This is a genomic window from Asanoa hainanensis, from assembly GCF_900188485.1.
GTDB classification, from domain to species: Bacteria; Actinomycetota; Actinomycetes; order Mycobacteriales; family Micromonosporaceae; genus Asanoa; species Asanoa hainanensis.
Genome location: NZ_FZPH01000006.1, coordinates 135,469 through 154,039, shown reverse-complemented (window position 1 = coordinate 154,039; position 18,571 = coordinate 135,469). Strand labels below are relative to the sequence as shown.

Below are 18,571 nucleotides of genomic sequence, written 5' to 3'. Positions count from 1 at the left end.
GGCGGTCGGCGGCGCTGCGGGGTCAGCTGTCGGCGGTGCCGGCCAGATCTCGGAGGTGGGCGGCGTCTTCCTCGCCGAGGCCGTGCAGCCGGTTGGCGCGGTGCTTTTCGGCCTGGTCGTCGATCCACTTGGCGTGCGCTTCCCAGGCCGCTTGCTTGCTCGTGCCCAACGCGGCGCCGATCTGTGACCACGATGCCCCGGCCGCTCGGGCGGTGCGGACGCTGAGCTGGCGCCCGTAGGCCGCCTTGCGGACCAACACCTCGCTCAGCGCGAGCAGTTCGAGCGTCTCCTCCCGACCCAACGTCGGCTCACCGAGCGCCTCCCACGTGCGGAGAAGATCGAAGCGAGCGGAGGCGGTCGCGAGCGTGTGTTCCTTCTCGAGCAGGTCAGGCGTCGTCATGACCTCGACGTTGCCGTCAAGCCAGCCTGACGTCAACGGGTGTTCGCCGAGGGCGAAGCGGCCCGGGCGTCCAGTGCGGACGCCCGGGCACGCTCCTCGCCGACTCCGCGCGCGATCGTCTCCGCGAGTGAGCGGAACGCCGGGTCGGCGCCGGAGTTCTGCTCGCCGGCGCAGAGTCGGGAGGCTTGGTCCAGGTGCGCGATCATCGCGGCGGCGAAACCGCGATCGAAGGCGTTGCCGCTGGCTTTGGCCAGTGCGGCCCGCTGGGCCGCGGTAGGCATGCCCGGCATGTCGTGCTTGAGGTGCTCGTTCTCCGGAAGGGTGAGGCCGGCGGCGAGCTTGCGCAGCGATTCGAGCTCGGCGGTACGCGCCCGGCGCGCCACCGACGCATACAGCTGCACGGCCGGGTCGCCGCTGCGGCTGGGCACGAGGTCGAGCACGGGCAACAGCCGCTCGTTCATCGCGATCAACAACTGCAACCAGGCAATGTCGGTCGTGTTCGGCCCGGTAGCGACCGAGCCGTCCCCGGACCCGGCCGCGGACGGGCCGTCCCCAGGCGGCGAGCTACCCACGGCTGTGGGCCCACCCCGGTCCGGTTCGAAACAACCGACAGCACCGCCCAGCACCGCGAGCGACACAAGCGCGAGCACGGCGCGGCGGCGGGTCATCACCGCGCACCGCCCGGCGGTATGAGCGGAAGGGGTGTGAGGACAGGTGCGGCGGCGGACATCGGCAGGCACCTCGCACCACCGCGAGCCACGCGAGCGCGAGAACGGGTACAGCAGCGGGTCATCGGCGGGCACAGTCCGGTGGTGCGGGCGAAACCAGGTAGAGCGCGGCGCGGTGGGGGGTCATCGGTCGGCTCCTCGACGGGGACGGGCGTCGGTGAGAGATCTTGGGGTATCGATGAAATTATGCGAGAGAGCGCTCTCGCCAGAGGCCAGTTTGTGCGAGACTGCGATGCGTGTCAATCCCCGGAAAGCGCTCCCCCGGATATTGACGAAAGCCGAACTAAGGGTCAAACTCAGAGCCGCTCGGAGAGCGCTCTCCAGGCGAAGCGTCACGCCCCCGTCCCGGCGTGCAGATCGCGCGCGCCGCCTATCCCCGTTAGGCAGGCACAAGCACATGAGACCCGACGCACCACCACCCGTCGCACCACCCGAAGCAACGCCGCCCCGCAAGCGCTGGACGCAGCGACGAGCCGCCCTCGCCGGGCTTGCCGCGGCCAGCCTCGTCGCCGGCGTGCTGACCGTCGCGTCCGCGGCCAGCGCCGCCGACGCGGTCATCTCTCAGGGCAAGCCGGTCACCGCCTCGTCGGTGGAGAACGGCGGCACGCCCGCCACCGCCGCCGTCGACGGCAACGCCGGCACCCGCTGGTCGAGCGCCGCATCCGATCCACAATGGATCCAGGTCGACCTCGGCGCCACCGCGTCCGTCACGCAGGTCACGCTCAACTGGGAGGCCGCGTACGCCCGGTCGTTCCAGATCCAGACCTCCGCCGACGGGACCACCTGGACCAACATCTACTCGACCACCACCGGCGCCGGTGGCACCCAGGTGCTCCCGGTGACTGGCAGCGGCCGCTACGTCCGGCTCTACGGCACCGTCCGAGCGACCGGCTGGGGCTACAGCCTCTGGGAGTTCCAGGTCCACGGCACCATCGGCGGGACCAACCCAGGCGGCTGCGGCACCACCAACGCCGCCCAGGGCAAGCCCGCCACGGCCTCCTCGCTCCAGGGCGCCGGCTTCCCGGCATCCGCCGCCGTCGACGGCAACGCCGGCACCCGCTGGTCGTCCGCCGCATCCGATCCACAATGGATCCGGATCGACCTCGGCTCGGTCCAGAACATCTGCCAGGTCGTACTCCAATGGGAGGCTGCGTACGGTCGAGCCTTCCAGATCCAGACCAGCAACAACGACACGACCTGGACCAGCGTCTACAGCACCACGACCGGCACCGGCGGCACGCAGACGATCAACGTCAACGCCAGTGGGCGCTACCTGCGCATCTACGGCACCGCCCGGGGCACGGCCTACGGCTACTCACTCTGGGAGCTACGGATCTTCACCGGCACCGGACCCACCAACCCGCCGACCGACCCACCGACCGGCGACCCGGTCGAGCCCACCGACCCCCGCAACCCCAACTTCGGGCCCAACACCTTCGTGTACGACCCGTCGACTCCGACCGCCACCATCCAGAGCCGGCTGAACAGCATCTTCACCCAGCAGGAGCGCAACCAGTTCGGCCCGGAGCGCTACGCCGTGCTGTTCAAGCCCGGCAACTACACCGCCGACGTCAACCTCGGCTTCTTCACCCAGGTCGCCGGGCTCGGCATGTCGCCCGACGACGTCAACCTCAACGGCCACGTACGCGCGGAAGCCTTCTGGTTCGGTGGCAACGCCACCCAGAACTTCTGGCGGGCCGCCGAAAACCTAAGTGTCACCCTGCCCGCCGGTGTCAGCGTCGAGCGTTGGGCCGTCTCGCAGGCGGCACCGTACCGCCGCATGCATTTGAAGGGTGGCGGCAACCAGATCCAGCTCTGGAACGGCGGCGACGGTTGGTCGAGCGGCGGCTTCATGGCCGACACCAAGATCGACGGGATGGTCGTCTCCGGCTCGCAGCAGCAGTGGTACTCGCGCAACAGCGAGTTCGGCTCGTGGGCCGGCTCGGTCTGGAACATGGTGTTCCAGGGCGTGACCGGTGCGCCGCCGAACCACTTCCCGAACCCGTCGCACACGGTCATCGCCAACACCCCGACCGTGCGCGAGAAGCCGTTCCTCTACGTCGACGGCACGGGTGAGTACCGGGTGTTCGTGCCCGCGCTGCGCGCCAACTCGGTCGGCACCACCTGGTTCAACAAGACCCCGGCCGGCTCGTCACTGTCGCTGTCGACGTTCTTCATCGTGCGGCCGGGCACCCCGGTCGCCACCATCAACCTCGCGCTGGCGCAGGGCAAGAACCTGCTCTTCACCCCCGGCGTGCACCACGTCAACCAGCCGATCCAGGTCAACCGGGCCAACACCGTCATCCTCGGTCTGGGCCTCGCGACCATCCAGGCCGACAACGGCACGGTCGGCATGCGGATCGCCGACGTCGACGGCGTCAAGGTCGGCGGCATCATGTTCGAGGCCGGCGCGACCAACTCGCCGGTGCTGATGGAGGTCGGCCCGGCCGGCTCCAGCGCGGACCACGCCGCCAACCCGGTCTCGCTGCACGACGTGTTCTTCCGCATCGGCGGCCCGGGCGTCGGTCGGGCGACCAACACCCTGACCGTCAACAGCGACGACGTCATCGGTGACCACATGTGGTTGTGGCGCGCCGACCACGGCGACGGGGTGGGCTGGTCGGTCAACACCGCCGACACGGGCCTGACCGTCAACGGCGACGACGTCACCATGTACGGCCTGTTCGTCGAGCACTTCCAGAAGTACCAGACGATCTGGAACGGCGAGCGGGGCCGGACGTACTTCTATCAGAACGAGTTCCCGTACGAGATGCCCAACCAGGCGTCGTGGATGAACGGGACGACCCGCGGGTACGCGGCCTACAAGGTCAACGACGCCGTCAACGACCACTTCGCGATCGGCCTCGGCTCGTACTGCGTGTTCACATTGGACGAATCCGTGGTCGCGGAGCGCTCGTTCGAGGTGCCGACCAAGGCGGGCGTGCGGTTCCAGAACATGGTGACCGTCTCGCTCGGCGGGGCCGGCACGATCAACCGCATCATCAACAACTCCGGGGGTACGGCCCGCGCCGGCGCCGAGATCCAGTACCTGAACAACTATCCCTGATCCGCCAGCACCTGACTGATCGCGTGTTCGCCGGCACCCGCCAAACCGGGGTGGATGTCGGCGAACACGGCAATCGCGGTGCCGATGGCCAGCGCCCAGGCCCGGGCGCGCAGCCAGGTCGCCGCGTCGGCCTCGATGCCGGCCTGGAACACCGCCCGCCCTGGCTCGTCGAACACGAGCCAGGCGGCGGCCAGGTCGGTGGCCGGGTCGCCGGCGGTCAGGTCACCGAAGTCGAGCACGGCCGCCAACGACGAGTCACGCAGCACCAGGTTCGCCGGGTGCGGGTCGCCGTGCAGCCACAGCTTCGGGCCGTCCCACACCGGGGCGGCCCGCAGCTCGTCCCACAGCGCGCGAAGCTCGCGCTCGCGCGCCAGCTTGCCGCTGGTCAGCCGGTCCTGGATCTGCTCGTCGCGCACCGCCAGCGGGACACCCCGCACCGGGTTGACCGGCGCGTCGACCGGCGCCGGCACGTGCAACCGGTTCATGAACGTCGCGAGCTCGCCGGCGACCGCGCGCCGCTCCACGACCGGGACCTGCGAGGCGATCTCGCCCGGGAACCACGCGCAGATCGACCACGGCCACGGATAACCCTCGCCCGGCAGACCGACCCGGACCGGCGCCGGAACGCTCACCCCCAGCGCGGGCGCCAGGGTGGGCAGCCACCGCTGCTCGTTGACGAGCAGGGGCACGGCGACCTCGCGTCGCGGCAGGCGTACACACAGATCGTCGCCCAGCCGGAAGATCACGTTGTCCCAGCCGTTGGCGACCAGCCGCAACGGGCGCCCGGCCAGGTCGGGATGCTGCGCCCGGAGCAGGCGCGTGACGAGATCGGCATCGACGTCGAGGTCGGCAACAGGCGCGGTCACCGTGCGATTGTGCCAGCCATACCCAAACGGCATGGGGTACGACGAAAGCGGTCTTGGCGACCCCGCACGGCGCGGCGCACGGTTGGCCGCATGACTGAGCAACGGCAACGCGTAGTGGTGCTGGGCGGCACCTCCGGACTGGGCCTCGCGGTGGCGGACCTGCTGAGCGCACGCGGCACCGAGGTCGTCGTCGTGTCGAGCCGGCAGGCCAGCGTCGACAAGGCCCTCGCCAAACTGCCGGCAGGGTCCGAGGGGTTCGTCGCGGACCTGCGGGACGAGGACGCCGTCGAGGCGCTGTTCGACCAGATCGGGCCCTTCGACCACCTCGTCTACACGGCCGGCGAGCCGCTGCGCCTGCTCACCGTCGAGGACATGCCGCTCGACCAGGCACAGGAGTTCTTCGTGTTGCGCTTCTTCAGCGCGCTCATGGCCGTGAAGCACGCGAAACCCCGGATCCGCGCCGGCGGCTCGATCACCCTGACCACCGGGTCAGCGGGGGAGCGTCCGTCGGCGGGCTGGTCCGTGGCGGCCAGCATCTGCGGCGCGGTGAGCGCGTTGACCAAGGCGCTGGCGATCGAGCTCGCGCCGGTGCGGGTCAACGCGGTCGCGCCGGGAGTCACCCGGTCGCCGCTCTGGGCGGGCCTCGGCGAGGACGCCCGAGACGCCTACTTCCGGCAGGTCGGCGAGTCGCTGCCGGTCGGCCGGGTGGGCGAGACCGACGAGGTGGCGCGGGCTTACGCGTACCTGATCGACCAGCCCTTCTCGACCGGCACGGTCCTGGGTGTCGACGGCGGCGCACTGGTCGCCTAGGCGGCGCTGAACTGCCGGACCGCGATCTCGACGAACCGGTCGAGCTCCGCGCCCCCGCGCTGCGCGTTGTAGGCCAGCGCGACCTGGTTGTCGGCGACCCCGTCGAGCTCGGCGTAGCCGACGTCGGCCCGGGTGTAGAGCGCGGCGGCGGACCGGGGCACCACGATGAAGCCCTGTCCCGCCGCCACGTGCTCGAGCTTCTCCTCCATGGTGGACAGTGGCCCCGACCGCCAGCCCGCGCGCGACGCACCCGCGATGTCACGCCATTCCGGCACCAGGTCCGGGTCCTGCAGCAGCCGCTCGTCGGCCAGGTCGGCGACGTGCACCCGGTCCTTCCCGGCGAGCCGGTGCTCGACCGGCACCGCCACCACCCGTGCCTCCGTAAACAGCGGCACGATCGTCAACCCGGCCGCCGGCACCGGCATGCGTACGAAGCTGACGTCGGCCCGGCCGTCGAGCAGGACCGCGGCCTGCTCCTGGTACGACGTGCGCAACACCTCGACGGCCAGGTCGGGAAACTCGGCCGCGAACTCGCGAACGGCCGCGGTGACCAGGATGCCCGGCATGAACGCGACAGTGAACCGCCCGCCCGACCGCACTCTTCGCTCCACAGCGTCAGCCGACGCGAGCAGCGGCCGGGCGTCGTCGAGCAACCGCCGCCCGGCGTCGGTGAGTTCGGTGCCCCGGCTGGAACGGTCGAACAACTCGACCTTGAGATCCTGCTCCAGCGCGCGAATCTGGCGGCTGAGGGCGGGTTGGGCGATTCGCAGCCGCTCGGCCGCCCGCCCGAAGTTCAGCTCTTCCGCCACAGCGACGAAGTACCGCAACTTCCGCAAATCAAGACCCACACCCCAACGCTAGCGCGCACCGTCGCGGCGTCAGGGCTGGGTCTGGAGCGGCTTGAACGCGGCCCGGAACAGCCGTGGCCCCAGCCGCCGCAGCACCACGTCACGCACGGCCGGCGGCAGATGCCGAGCCTTGTCGCGGCGGCGGGTCTGGTCGCGTACCCACCGGGCCCGGCCGATCCGCCGCTCGGCGTAGGCGTCGAGGTCACCGACCAGGTCGGCCAGGACGAGCGCGTCTTCCAGCGCAAGCCCGGCGCCCTGCGCCATGTTCGGCGAGTACGCGTGCGCCGCGTCGCCGATCAGCACGGTGTTGCCGTGCACCACCTGATCGACGAAGACCTCCTCGATGGCCCCGAAGTGCAGGTCCTTCGCCCGCGCCACCAGATCGCGCACCGTCTCCGGGAACTCGTCGAACAGCGCCCGCCAGTCGTCCGGGGGCCTGGCCGCGGTCAGGTCGGCGTAGCAGTAGGCCCGCCCGTCGCCGAGCGACACCGCGAGGAAGGTGCGGCCCTTGCCTTGCCAGGTGCACCACAGGTGGTCGACGGGATAGCCGTCGACGACGAACCGCCAGGCGAGCTCGCCGACGGACCGAGGGCCGGCCGCGCCGGGAAAGGCCCAGTCGCGTACCGCCGAGCGAATCCCGTCGGCGCCGATCACCAGGTCATAGCCGGCCGCGTCGGCAGGGTCGAAACTCTTCACCGTGACGTCGGTGTGCAGGATCTTCCGCAGGTCGGCGTGCCGCACCGCCACGCTAGGCCCGATCCCACCCCAGATCGCGTCGATCGGCAGATCGATCAGCTCGCGGCCGTGGTGGTCGAGCAGCCGTACCCGATGGATCTCGTGCGCGACAGCGCGGATCTGGTCGCCGAAACCGAGCGCGGTGAGCGCCCGCACCGCGTTGGCGGGCAGGTAGATGCCGGTCCCCTCGGCGTCGGACCGGGGGTTGCGCTCGACGATGTCGGCCCGGATCCCCTTGGCCGCAAGGGCATGCGCCGCCCCAAGCCCGGCGATCCCGCCACCAACAATCAACACCCGTGGATGGCTCATGTGGCCCAGTTTCCTCCGGAAGGTTGGCGACAAGTTGCCGAAAACCAGTCATAAACCGGACATGGCCCGGGTCCGCGACGGTCCGGACCGTCGCTCCCGCCGGGGACCGCTCCGCTTCGCTGCGCTGCCAGGCCCGCGGGAGTCGAGCTCACGACGAACACCCGGGCGTCAGCGGAGTGGCAGCGGGCCGACATACACCCAGGCGCCGCCCTCCCTGACAAAGCGACTCCGTTCGTGCAGGTCGTCGTCTTGGCCGCCGTGTCGATAGAAGGCCCGGAACTCGACGACCCCGGTCGGATCGGATTCGGTGCCCTTGGCCGTGTCGAGGATCTCGAGGCGGACCCAGCGCTGGTCAGAATCGAGGTCCAAAGACTCCGGCCGGGTGCTGCTGTGCCAGGTGCGCAGCAGATATTCGGTGTCGCCGACAGCGAAGGCACTGAACCGCGACCGCATCAACTGCTCCGCCGTCGCCGCGACACTCGCGCCGCGGTGCAGCGGCCCGCAGCACTCGGCATAGCCACGCCCGGAGCCGCAGGGACACGCAAGCTTCGCCATCACGCCATTCTCGCGACAGCCCCAGCAGACGCGGCCAGGGACCCCGGACACGGCGGTGGGCGGCCGCGGGACCCCCGACCCGCGACCGCCCACCCGATCAGAAAAGCTCAGCTCACTTCGCGCTTGAGCAGGCGGATCAGGCCCACCACCCCCGGCAGGACCACCCACAGGCCGATGGACGCCGCCAGCTTCGCCCACTCGCCGCCCGTCAGGGCCGCGTTCTCGAACAGGGGTGTCGAGGTCACCGAGAGGTCCAGCCACTCCGACGTCGTCTTCAGGCCGGAGATCATCGTGGTGAGGAGCGACCAGACGGTCGGGACCACGAAGTACAGCACGATCGCCACGGCCGAGTTCATGAACAGCATGCCGAAGGCCAGGCCGAACAGCACGTTCACGACGTTGAACAGCGCCGCGTACCCCAGCAGCAACCCGCCGAACGACCAGCTACCCGCCGCCGGGTCCAGCGCACCCGCGATGGCGTTGCCGATCGCCGCGAAGGCCAGGCTCGGCACCAGCGCGAGGAGGCCGAGGACGACCGAGGCCAGGGCCTTCGCCACGACGATCCGCTGCCGCTGCGGGGTCAGGGCGAACGTGGTCAGTGCCGTGCGCTGCGTCCACTCGCTGGTCACCGACAGGATGCCCAGGACCGGCAACAGCACCGCCACCGGAAACAGCGTCGTCTGGAACATGTTGACGAACGTCTGCTCCGGCGGGTCCGCCGCGAACAGTTGGATCACCACGATCGCCACCGAGATCAGGGCGGTCGCGATCATCAGCCAGAGGCCGGCCCGGGTGTCGGCCATCTTGCGCAGCTCGATGCCGGTGAGCCGGACCAGCCCCGGCCGGGTGAACGTGCGGGGCCCCGCGATGGGTGCCCGCGTCTGCGTCAGGGTGGCGGTCATCGTGCGGTCTCCTTGGCCTCGCCGGCGGTCAGGGTCAGGAACAGTTCTTCGAGGCCACCGGTGTCGACCGGGCGCAGCTCCAGCAGCACGGCCGAGATGCTGGCCGCGACCTGCCCGACCTGCTCCGCCTCGGCCTGTACGGACAGGGCGCCGTCGGCGCCCGCGGTGACCGCGAACCCGGCCCGCTCCAGGGCCGTCCGCAGCGTGCCGGGGTCCAGCGCGCGCACCCGCACGCCACCGGCGGCGAGCAACTCCTCCTTGGTGCCGTTGGCCACGATTCGACCGCCCCCGATAACCACGAGTCGATCCGCGACCGCCTCCACCTCCCGCAGCAGGTGGGACGAGAGCAGCACCGTGCCGCCCCGGTCGGCGAAGTCACGCAGCAGGCCGCGCATCCAGAAGATGCCCTCGGGGTCGAGGCCGTTGGCCGGTTCGTCGAGGATCAGCACCCGCGGGTCGCCGAGGAAGGCGTGCGCGATGCCGAGCCGCTGCCGCATGCCGAGGGAGTAGCCGCGTACCCGCCGGCCCGCGGCCGGCCCGGCCAACTGGACCAGCGACAGGAGCTCGTCCACCCGGGCCGAGTCCACCCCCTGCGTGCGGGCCGACAGGGTGAGCACCTCGCGGCCGGTCCGGCCCGGGTGCTGTGCGGACGCGTCGAGCAGCACGCCGACCTCGCGGCTCGGGTTGGGCAGCTGCCGGTACGGCTTCCCGGCTACCGTCGATGCCCCGGCGGTCGGTGGGGTGAGCCCGGTGATCATCCGCATCGTGGTCGACTTGCCGGCGCCATTGGGGCCGAGGAAGCCGGTCACGGTGCCTGGCGCGCACTCGAACGACACGTCGTTGACGGCCGTATGCGCCCCGTAGCGCTTCGTCAAGCTGGTCACACTGATCATGCCGTCAACACTGCGGGTGTCGGGTGGTCCGGCGCGTCGGGCCAAGGTCGATGGCGCGCGCCGAAGGTAGCCGGCCGATACCGACTTTGGTCTGATGCCGAGTGCGCCGGGTGGTCGTACCATTTGATCATGAGTGTGGCAACCCGTGACGGCCCGGACATTCCGTCCCTGCTGCCGGGCGGCCTGCTCCGAGCCTTCGATTCAGAGCGGCCGGTACGGCGCTCGACCCGCGACTGGGTCGTCGACTGGGTGATCTTCGTGCTGGCCGTGGTGTCGGTCGGGCTCTTCTCCGTCAGCGTCTGGAACGACGACAGCCTGGCGCTCTGGGCGCGCTGGCTCGATATCTCGCTGGGCATCGCCTCGCCGGGGCTGCTCTGGTTCCGCCGCCGCTGGCCGGTCGCCGTCGCGTTGATCATGGTGCCGATCGGGGGCGTGTCCCTGACGGCCGCGGTCGCCGGGCTGATCACCCTGTTCACCGTCGCCGTGCACCGCCGGGTCGGCATCTCGGCGCCGATCGCCGTGCTCAGCGCCGCCACCTCGCCGATCTTCCTGGCCTGGCGGCCTGACCCGGACCTGCCGTACTGGCTGGTCACCGCCTTCTCCGTGATCACCACCGCGGCGGTCTTCGCCTGGGGGATGTTCGTCCGGGCCCGCCGCCAGCTCGTCGTCTCGCTGCACGACCGGGCCGTCCGCGCCGAGTCCGAGCAGCAGCTCCGGGTGACCCAGGCCCAGCACCTGGAGCGCGCCCGGATCGCCCGCGAGATGCACGACGTGCTCGCCCACCGCATCTCGCTGCTCAGCCTGCACGCGGGTGCGCTGGAGATCCGGCCCGACCTGCCGCCGGACGAGGTCGCGAAGGCCGCCGCGGTGATCCGCAGCAGCGCACACCAGGCGCTCCAGGACCTGCGCGAGGTGATCGGCGTGCTCCGTGAGGAGGACGGCGAGCCGATCCGCCCGCAGCCGACCCTGGCCGATGTGACGGCGCTCATCGAGGAGTCCCGCGGCGCCGGGATGAAGGTGCGGGTCGACTGCCGCGTCGACGACATCGAGGCCGTGCCGGCCGCGGTCGGTCGTAACGCGTACCGCATCGTCCAGGAGGGTTTGACCAACGCCCGCAAGCACGCCGCCGGGGTGCTGGTCGACGTCAGCTTCGAGGGCACGGCCGGCGACGGCCTGACCGTCCTGGTGCGCAACGCGGCACCGGTGGGCGGGCTGGCCTCGATCCCGGGCGCGGGCACCGGCATCGTGGGGCTGGTCGAGCGCACCGGCCTGGCCGGCGGCCGACTGACCCACGGCCGCACGGACACGGGCGACTTCGAGCTGCGCGCCTGGCTACCGTGGCCAGCATGACTGACTCGCCTCCGGTCCGGGTGTTGATCGTCGACGACGATCCGCTCGTGCGAGCCGGACTTTCGATGATCCTCGGCGGCACGCCGGCGCTGACCGTGGTCGGCGAGGCGGCCGACGGCAGCGAGGTCGCGGCGGCGGTGGCGGAGATCCGGCCCGACGTGGTGCTGATGGACATCCGAATGCCCAAGATGGACGGTCTGACCGCGACCGAGCGGCTGCGCCGGGTCGCGGGGGCGCCCGAGGTGCTGGTGCTGACGACCTTCGAGGCGGACGAGTACGTGCTGCGCGCGCTGCGAGCCGGCGCCAGCGGTTTCCTGCTCAAGGACACCCCGCCGGCGGAGATCGTCCAGGCCGTACGCCGGGTCGCCGCGGGTGAACCGATCCTCTCGCCCCGGGTGACCCGCCGGCTGATCGCCCACGTGGCCGACGATGGCGTCGACGCCCGCCGCAACCGTTCCCGGGAGCTGCTCGCCCGGCTCAGCGAGCGGGAGATCGAGGTCGCCGTCGCGGTCGGGCGCGGCAAGTCCAATGCGGAGATCGGCGCCGAGCTGTTCATGAGCGTGGCCACGGTCAAGGCGCACATGACCCGGATGCTCACCAAGCTCGACCTCAACAACCGCGTGCAGGTGGCGCTTCTCGCGCAGGATGCCGGTTTGACCTAGCGTTCGCGGGATGACGACACCGGTCGAGCCGAGCGTTCGCGTCACCACCCTGGAACTGTTCTTCGACCTCGTGGTCGTGTTCACGGTCATGCAGCTCACCGACACGCTCGCCGACGAGCTCGGCTGGGCCGCGCTCGGCGAGACGGTGCTGGTGCTGGCGCTGATCTGGTGGATGTACTCGGCGTACGCCTGGCTCACCAACGCCGTGGCACCGACGAGCACGTTCCGGCGCACCATGCTGCTGGTCGGGATGGCCGGCTTCCTGATCATCGCGCTGGCGATCCCGGAGGCGTTCGGCGACACCGGCTGGGCGTTCGGCGTGGGGTATCTGCTGGTCACGCTGGCGCACAGCGTGCTGTTCCTGCACTCGGCGGGTCCGACGGCGTTCCGTGCGGCGCTGGGCTTCGCACCACTCAACCTCGTGTCGGCGGGGCTGGTGCTGGCCGGCGGCCTGCTGCCCGACGATCAGCGGGCCGCCTGGTGGGGCGGCGCGCTCGTGGTGCAGTTCGTAATCCCGTTCCTCCGCCACCTCGGCGGCGTCTCGCTCATCGCCGGCCACTTCGTCGAGCGTCACGGGCTGATCATGATCATCGTGATCGGCGAGTCGATCGTCTCCATCGGGCTCGGTTTCGCGGGCGTCGAGCTCTCCGGTTCGTCGCTGCTGCTCGCGCTGCTCGGGCTCTGCGTGGCCTACTACTTCTGGTGGGCGTACTTCGCCGGCGACGACGAGCGTTCGGTAGCGGCCCTGAGCGGCATCGCCGACGCGGGCCGCCGGGCCTGGATCGCGATCTGGGCGTTCGGGTACGCCCATTTCCCGATGGTCGTCGGCATCGTGCTGTTCTCCGCGGGCATCAAGGAGGCGATCCCGGCCGCGTTCGAGCCGCTGGAGTGGAGCGGTGCGGCGGCGCTCGCGGCCGGCGCGGCGCTGTTCCTGGTCGGCCACGCCGTGTTCCTGGTGATCCTGGGCATCGCGCACGGTGTGCCGCACCGGCTGGTCGGAGCGGCGCTGGTGCTGCTCACCGTCTTCATCGGCCGCGTCGACGCCACCGCCCAGGCCGGCGCGATCTTCGTCATCATGGCGATCAGCCTGATCATCGAGGACCTACCGGACCTGATCCGCTCGCGAAGCACCAACCTGCACACGTTCGGCCGCTGACCGGCGGACCGCCGTACGCTGGATTCGTGACTGATTTGGACTATTTCGCGAAGACCGGGGTGGCGCGCATCGCGACCGAGACCCGCGCGGGCGGCGAGATAGAAACGCCGATCTGGGTGGTCGTCGTGTCCGGGGTGCCCTACGTACGCAGCGGCTACGGACCGGAGTCGAAGTGGTACCGGCGGGCGGTCCGCTCAGGTCACGTCGCGTTCGTCGACCCCGGGCACAGGTACGAGGCCGGCGTCGCCCTGGTCGCCGACGAACCGACCCTGAACGCGGTGGACGCGGCCTACCGGGCGAAGTACGCGGGTCAGAGCGGAACCAGGGAGATGGTCGCGCGCTCGGCACGGGATTGCACCCTGCGGGTCGAGCTGGCCGGATCCTAAGGCCCTGTCCGAACGCGGGGATCGCCAGCCTTGTGGCGGCGGCGACCGATGCTGTTCGGCCGATCCGCGCACTGTGCGGCGCCTCGCATCGCGGCCGTGCGGCGGTGGTGGTCGGGTGTCCAAGGCGCCCGGCCTGACGAAGAACGGCCCGGCACCTGCCCTACGGGCAGGGCGCGGCCGGGGCGCGGAGGCCGGTGACCAGCATTTCGGCGAAGAGCTCCCACTTCTCGGTCTGGGCGATCGCCGCCGACAGCCCACCCAGGATCGCCTGGAAGTCGCTGACGCTGACGTCGGCGCGGACCGCTCCGGCTTCGCGGGCGCGCTCGAGCAGGATCTCGGTGCGTTCCACCAGGAGGTCCGGCAGATCGCCGCAGTTGCCGCCCGAGAACTCGCCGAACATGTGGCACAGCCCCGCGTCGCCGGCCATGTCTTCCGCTGTGCGGCGGACGAACCAGCCGAACGCCTCGGCCGGGTCGGGCATCGAGAGGGCCTCGTTGGCGATTTCGACCCGCTCGTCCATCCAACGCTGCGCCAGCTCGTTGATCAGCGCCTGCTTGGTGGGGAAGTTGCGGTAGAGCGTGCCGACGCCCACCCCGGCGCGTCTGGCGATCTGCTCCATCTGGACCTCGGCGCCGTCTTCGGCGAAGGCGGCACGAGCGGCGTCGAGCACCCGGGCGCGATTGCGGGCAGCGTCGCCGCGCATCGGTCGGGGTGCGCCGGCCAGCACGGGGCGAAGGCTTCTCGCCACCGCGGGCTGGCCGGGCTGGGCTGTGGTGGTCATCACGCTGATCCTACCGAATCCGATTGACAACCGGAATCTCGATTCCGTAAGTTCGAAGCTTACCGGAAGCGGAATTCGACTTCCACTTGCATACCACCTCGGGGGGATCGCGCTGATGAGTCGCGCGGAAGGTGCCACGCCGCACAAGACCTGGGCTCTCGCCCTGCTCGCGGTTACCCAATTCGTCCTGGTCCTCGACGCGTCGATCGTCAACGTCGCGCTTCCGTCGATCGGCCGTGAGCTCAACTTCTCCCAGGACTCGCTGTCCTGGGTGACCAACGCATACACGCTGACCTTCGGCGGGTTCCTGCTGCTCGGCGGCCGGGTCAGCGACATCCTCGGCAGACGCCGGATGTTCATGGCCGGCCTCGGGCTCTTCGTCGCCGCGTCCATCGTCGGCGGCCTCGCGCAGGCTCCGGGGATGCTGGTGGCCGCCCGCGCCGCGCAGGGCCTCGGCGCCGCACTGGTCGCACCGGCAGCACTGTCGCTGCTCATGACGATCTTCGCCGCCGGCCCCGAGCGCAACCGCGCGCTGGGTGTCTGGGGCGCGGTCGCCGGCGCCGGTGGTGCGGCCGGCTCGATCCTCGGCGGCGTACTCACCGAATGGATCGGTTGGGAAGCCGTCCTCTGGGTCAACGTGCCGATCGGCATCGCCGCGCTGGCTCTCGCGCCGCGGCTGCTGCCCGCTGCCCGGGACCGGGTCACCGCCAGCGGCTTCGACGTCATGGGCGCGATCACCGTCACCGCGGGTCTGGCCCTCGGCGTGTACGCGCTGGTCGACGGCAACAACGCCGGCTGGCTCGCGGCGCAGACCCTGGCCTCCGGCGCGATCGCGATCGCCCTGCTGGTCGCCTTCGTCGTGATCGAGACGCGGGCCAAGCACCCGCTGGTGCCGATGCACGTCTTCCGCCAGAAGACGCTGCGCAGCGCCAACCTGATCGCGCTGCTGGTCACCGGCGCGGTGTTCCCGATGTTCTTCGTGTTGACGCTGTTCATGCAGCAGGTCTGGGGCTACAGCCCGATCAAGGCCGGCTTCGGCCAGCTTCCGTTCGCGATCACGCTGATCGCGTTCGCCGGGCTGACCTCGCGTTGGGTCACCAGGTTCGGCTTCAAGACGCCGCTGGTGATCGGCATGGTGCTCACCGCCGGCTCGCTGGTCTGGCTGTCGCTGCTGACGGCACAGGGCAGCTACTGGACCGAGCTGCTCGGGCCCTCGCTGCTGGCCGGCGTCGGTGGTGCGCTGATGTTCATCCCGGTCACCCTGGCCGCCACGGCCGGTGCCCGGCGCGACGAGTCGGGCCTCGCGTCCGGCCTGATCAACACCACCCAGCAGGTCGGCGCGTCGATCGGCCTGGCGATCACGGTCGCGGTCGCCACGGCGGCCACCACGTCGTCGCTGACCAGCGGCAACAACCCGGGCGTGGCGGCCACGGACGGCTTCCAGCTGGCCCTGCTGGCCGGCGCCGGACTGGCCGCGCTGGGTGCGCTGCTCACCGTCTGGCTGCTGCCGGGGCTCAAGAACCAGCCGGTCGCGGTCGACGAGGAGGACGAGATCGAAGACCGGGCGGTAGTCACGGTCTGATCGGGGGAACGACGAGGGCCCGCGCCGGTTCGGCGCGGGCCCTCGCGCGTTCGGAGGTCTGCGGGGCCCGTGCCTCGCACATCCGGTGACGAAGTCTTCGAGCGAGTTGAGGCACGAGGGCTCGCGCCCGGTCCGCGCGAGCCCTCGTGCCGGTCAGGCCGGATACTCCGTCAGTGCGCTCGTGCTGAACGAGCCCACGCACGGCGTACCCGCGTCATTGATCGTGCGTTCGATCCCACCGCTGCCGTCCAGGAAGACGGTGATCATGTTGTGGAACCGCACCCCGGGTCGGTCCGGCACCTCGATGCCGCGCGCGGCCCGGATGTCGACGCCCTGGTTGAAGTACGAGTACACGCCCAGCCCCCACGCCTCGTGGCGACGGACCGACGGCGCGACCTTGTACGAAGCCCACCCGTTGCCGGTCGGACTGGTCCACGCCGCCTGGCTCGGCGGGTCGTACGGCATTTCGCTCTGGTAGAAGATCGTCCGGCCACGCTCGCCGTTCCAGATCGTCTGCCACTTCTGGTAGTGCTCGACGAACAGGCCGTACGCGGTGACGTCGTCGCCGTTGACCACGACGCCCACATCCGCGGTGTTCTGCGTCCAGCCGATGCCGTTGCCGTGGTCGCCCCGCCACGCCCAGATGTTCTCCAGGATCGTGTCGTCGCTGTTGACCACCATGCTCGTGCGAGCCCGGCCGACCCACGGCCCACCGATCCGGATGAACACGTCCTGCAGCGAGGTCGGGTTCCGCGAGTGGTCGGCCCGCGAGAACCGGGATCCGACCTCGATCAGCGTGTCGGACTCCCGTGCGCCGGCGTCGACCAGCACCCCCGCCACCTTGACCCCGTCGACGTCGGCGATCTTCAGCGCCGCCTCGCCGGTGTCCGGAGCCAGGCTGGGCATGCCGAGCCCGAGCACGACGGTGTTCTTGTGCAGCACCCGCAGCGGCCGGTCGAGGTGGTAGACGCCGGGGGTGAGCAGCAGGTTCTTGCCCAGGGCGAGAGCCAGGTTGATCCGCGCCGCGCTGTCGCTGGGCTTGGCGACGAAGAAGTCGTCGATCGAGATGGAGTCGCCGCGCTCGCTGCCGTCGGACCAGGTGGTGCCGGCTGTGTCGTGTTGCAGCGCGGGCACGAAGACCCGGTACTTCCCGCGTTCGTCGACGAACAGGTAGGGCTTCTCGCGACTGACCGGGCTGCTGGCCAGCGTGGTGTAGGGCGGGTTCGGGAAGCCGGTCGGCGGCGCGCCCGTGACGCCCGAGAACACCTGGTTCCACACGCCGTTGGTCCAGACGTCGCCGAGCTCGCTGTCGCGGGTCAGCCACTGCTGCTGCGACCCGTTGATGGTGATGCCGTCCACCTTGGAGTTGGCGATGAACCCGCCGCTGGAGTAACCCCCGTTCCCCGGCTCCAACCAGAGGATCCCTTTGACGTGTACGCGTCGCATCGGCGACGCCTGCGACACCGCCCACTGGTTGGACCAGTCGGTCGGGGTCACCGTGAAGTTCTCGGCCGACCGCCAGAAGTTGGTCAGGGCCGAGACACCACCGGGCACGTTGGGGTTGACCTGGCCGACGACCCGCACGGCCCCGGTGATGTCGACGTCGGCGGGGTTGCGGCCGAGCCCGGAGACGGTGGTGTAGTAGCCGAGCCGGGCGTTCACGTCGTAGTGGCCGGGCTTGAAGAGCACCGCGTACCGGTTGGTGCCCATCTCGTTCTTCTCTTGCTGGGCGAACAGCTCGTCGAACTTGGCCTGGATCTCAGCGGCCGGCGTGCTGGGGTCGTAGACGAAGACGTTAGGACCGAAATCGGGCCCACCACGATGCGCGGCGGCGCTGCCGGGTACGGCGAGTACGCCAGCAGCCGTCAACGTGACCGCCGTGGCGGCGGCTGCGAGGAAACGGACGTTTCTCATCGACCTGCCTTAACGGGGACGGGACGTGAGAGCGCTCTCTCACATCGACCCGTTTCTACACGGTGACGAGGTCGCAGCGCTAGGCCCGGCCCGAAGACGGCGTGATGCGGCAAGTTTCGCCAGAGGTGGAAACACCCAGGTTGCCCTTTACGACCAGACATGTGCGTGAACAGGGCTGGCCGGCTCAGCCATTTTGTTCGGACTCACGTGGTTCGCGCAGAGGCTGTATGCGCTCAATTGTCGGTGACGAGACCGCCCCGTTCCTGCCCACGTAGGTTCGAAAGACAGCGAGGCATCTTCCGTCATTGACCTTACTCATTCGACTCACGCCATGGCCCGACGTTACGAGTCGGGCCGCGGCCGATATTGCCGCACCATACACACCAACCAGAAGAACGGCCCGACAGTCTTCAGAGAATGGACTGGAAACCTGGGCGACAAATCCGTAGTCTTGGCCTAGCTGGCCTGGCTTGCCAGGTAGGAACATCGGATCGTAAGCCTTCTCTTCCGCGGCCGAGGCGTCGGCGCTGTTATGGGAGAAGGTTATGTGCATCCGCGTTCTGGACCCTAGGTCTTCGAACCGAACCGGAAGCTGCAGGTGCCGCATTGTCAGTTCGGTCAGCGAGT

The 18,571-nt window shown here is 70.2% G+C and carries 17 protein-coding genes; 7 read left to right on the top strand and 10 right to left on the bottom strand.

Annotated elements, in window-relative coordinates:
* Nucleotides 1–22: 22 nt before the first annotated feature.
* Nucleotides 23–400, bottom strand: coding sequence for a hypothetical protein (locus tag CHC05_RS16895; protein ID WP_089250362.1), 378 nt, complete (start codon nt 398–400; stop codon nt 23–25).
* Between the two features lie 32 nt (nt 401–432).
* Nucleotides 433–879: a DUF305 domain-containing protein gene (locus CHC05_RS16890; protein ID WP_179266226.1), complete on the bottom strand. Its 447-nt coding sequence runs from the start codon at nt 877–879 to the stop codon at nt 433–435.
* A 646-nt stretch (nt 880–1,525) separates the two neighbouring features.
* Between CHC05_RS16890 and CHC05_RS16885 the strand changes: the two genes are divergently transcribed.
* Nucleotides 1,526–4,195, top strand: coding sequence for a discoidin domain-containing protein (locus CHC05_RS16885; protein ID WP_089249833.1), 2,670 nt, complete (start codon nt 1,526–1,528; stop codon nt 4,193–4,195).
* Here CHC05_RS16885 and CHC05_RS16880 read toward each other — a convergent pair.
* Nucleotides 4,186–5,061 carry an aminoglycoside phosphotransferase family protein gene (locus CHC05_RS16880; RefSeq protein ID WP_089250360.1) on the bottom strand — a complete coding sequence of 292 codons (876 nt, stop codon included), beginning with the start codon at nt 5,059–5,061 and terminating at the stop codon, nt 4,186–4,188. The genes CHC05_RS16885 and CHC05_RS16880 overlap by 10 nt on opposite strands.
* Before the next feature lie 90 nt (nt 5,062–5,151).
* On the opposite strand from CHC05_RS16880, the gene CHC05_RS16875 reads away from it, so the two are divergent.
* Nucleotides 5,152–5,871 carry an SDR family oxidoreductase gene (locus CHC05_RS16875; RefSeq protein ID WP_089249831.1) on the top strand — a complete coding sequence of 240 codons (720 nt, stop codon included), beginning with the start codon at nt 5,152–5,154 and terminating at the stop codon, nt 5,869–5,871.
* On the opposite strand, the gene CHC05_RS16870 is transcribed toward CHC05_RS16875, so the two are convergent.
* From CHC05_RS16870 to CHC05_RS16850, 5 genes are all read right to left on the bottom strand, one after another.
* On the bottom strand, nt 5,868–6,719 hold the full coding sequence (locus CHC05_RS16870; protein ID WP_089249829.1) for a LysR family transcriptional regulator: 852 nt from the start codon (nt 6,717–6,719) through the stop codon (nt 5,868–5,870). The genes CHC05_RS16875 and CHC05_RS16870 overlap by 4 nt on opposite strands.
* Nucleotides 6,720–6,749: 30 nt before the next feature.
* Nucleotides 6,750–7,763 carry an FAD-dependent monooxygenase gene (locus tag CHC05_RS16865; protein WP_089249827.1) on the bottom strand — a complete coding sequence of 338 codons (1,014 nt, stop codon included), beginning with the start codon at nt 7,761–7,763 and terminating at the stop codon, nt 6,750–6,752.
* 168 nt (nt 7,764–7,931) lie between these two features.
* On the bottom strand, nt 7,932–8,318 hold the full coding sequence (locus CHC05_RS16860; protein ID WP_089250358.1) for a YchJ family protein: 387 nt from the start codon (nt 8,316–8,318) through the stop codon (nt 7,932–7,934).
* Nucleotides 8,319–8,425: 107 nt separating this feature from the next.
* The gene (locus CHC05_RS16855; RefSeq protein ID WP_425426790.1) at nt 8,426–9,208 is read right to left on the bottom strand and encodes an ABC transporter permease; all 783 of its coding nucleotides are present in this window, start codon (nt 9,206–9,208) and stop codon (nt 8,426–8,428) included.
* Between the two features lie 8 nt (nt 9,209–9,216).
* Nucleotides 9,217–10,113, bottom strand: a complete 897-nt coding sequence (locus CHC05_RS16850; RefSeq protein WP_089249823.1) for an ABC transporter ATP-binding protein — start codon at nt 10,111–10,113, stop codon at nt 9,217–9,219.
* A gap of 129 nt (nt 10,114–10,242) precedes the next feature.
* On the opposite strand from CHC05_RS16850, the gene CHC05_RS16845 reads away from it, so the two are divergent.
* Genes CHC05_RS16845 through CHC05_RS41500 form a run of 4 tightly spaced genes read left to right on the top strand, consistent with a single transcriptional unit; the run spans nt 10,243 to nt 13,667 of the window.
* Complete coding sequence (locus tag CHC05_RS16845; protein WP_089249821.1) at nt 10,243–11,463, top strand: sensor histidine kinase; 1,221 nt, start codon at nt 10,243–10,245, stop codon at nt 11,461–11,463.
* Entirely contained in the window at nt 11,460–12,125 is a 666-nt protein-coding gene (locus CHC05_RS16840) for a response regulator transcription factor (protein WP_089250355.1), read from the top strand. The genes CHC05_RS16845 and CHC05_RS16840 overlap by 4 nt, the downstream gene beginning before the upstream one ends.
* 10 nt (nt 12,126–12,135) lie before the next feature.
* Nucleotides 12,136–13,281, top strand: coding sequence for a low temperature requirement protein A (locus tag CHC05_RS16835; RefSeq protein ID WP_089249819.1), 1,146 nt, complete (start codon nt 12,136–12,138; stop codon nt 13,279–13,281).
* 26 nt (nt 13,282–13,307) lie between these two features.
* Nucleotides 13,308–13,667: a DUF2255 family protein gene (locus tag CHC05_RS41500; protein ID WP_089249817.1), complete on the top strand. Its 360-nt coding sequence runs from the start codon at nt 13,308–13,310 to the stop codon at nt 13,665–13,667.
* A gap of 160 nt (nt 13,668–13,827) precedes the next feature.
* Here CHC05_RS41500 and CHC05_RS16825 read toward each other — a convergent pair whose 3' ends face one another.
* On the bottom strand, nt 13,828–14,448 hold the full coding sequence (locus CHC05_RS16825) for a TetR/AcrR family transcriptional regulator (protein ID WP_089249815.1): 621 nt from the start codon (nt 14,446–14,448) through the stop codon (nt 13,828–13,830).
* A 115-nt stretch (nt 14,449–14,563) separates the two neighbouring features.
* Between CHC05_RS16825 and CHC05_RS16820 the strand changes: the two genes are divergently transcribed.
* Nucleotides 14,564–16,030 carry an MFS transporter gene (locus CHC05_RS16820; protein ID WP_089249813.1) on the top strand — a complete coding sequence of 489 codons (1,467 nt, stop codon included), beginning with the start codon at nt 14,564–14,566 and terminating at the stop codon, nt 16,028–16,030.
* A 153-nt stretch (nt 16,031–16,183) separates the two neighbouring features.
* Here the strand turns inward: CHC05_RS16820 and CHC05_RS16815 are convergent, their stop codons facing one another.
* Complete coding sequence (locus CHC05_RS16815) at nt 16,184–17,944, bottom strand: adenylyl cyclase (protein WP_089249811.1); 1,761 nt, start codon at nt 17,942–17,944, stop codon at nt 16,184–16,186.
* Nucleotides 17,945–18,571: the final 627 nt, after the last annotated feature.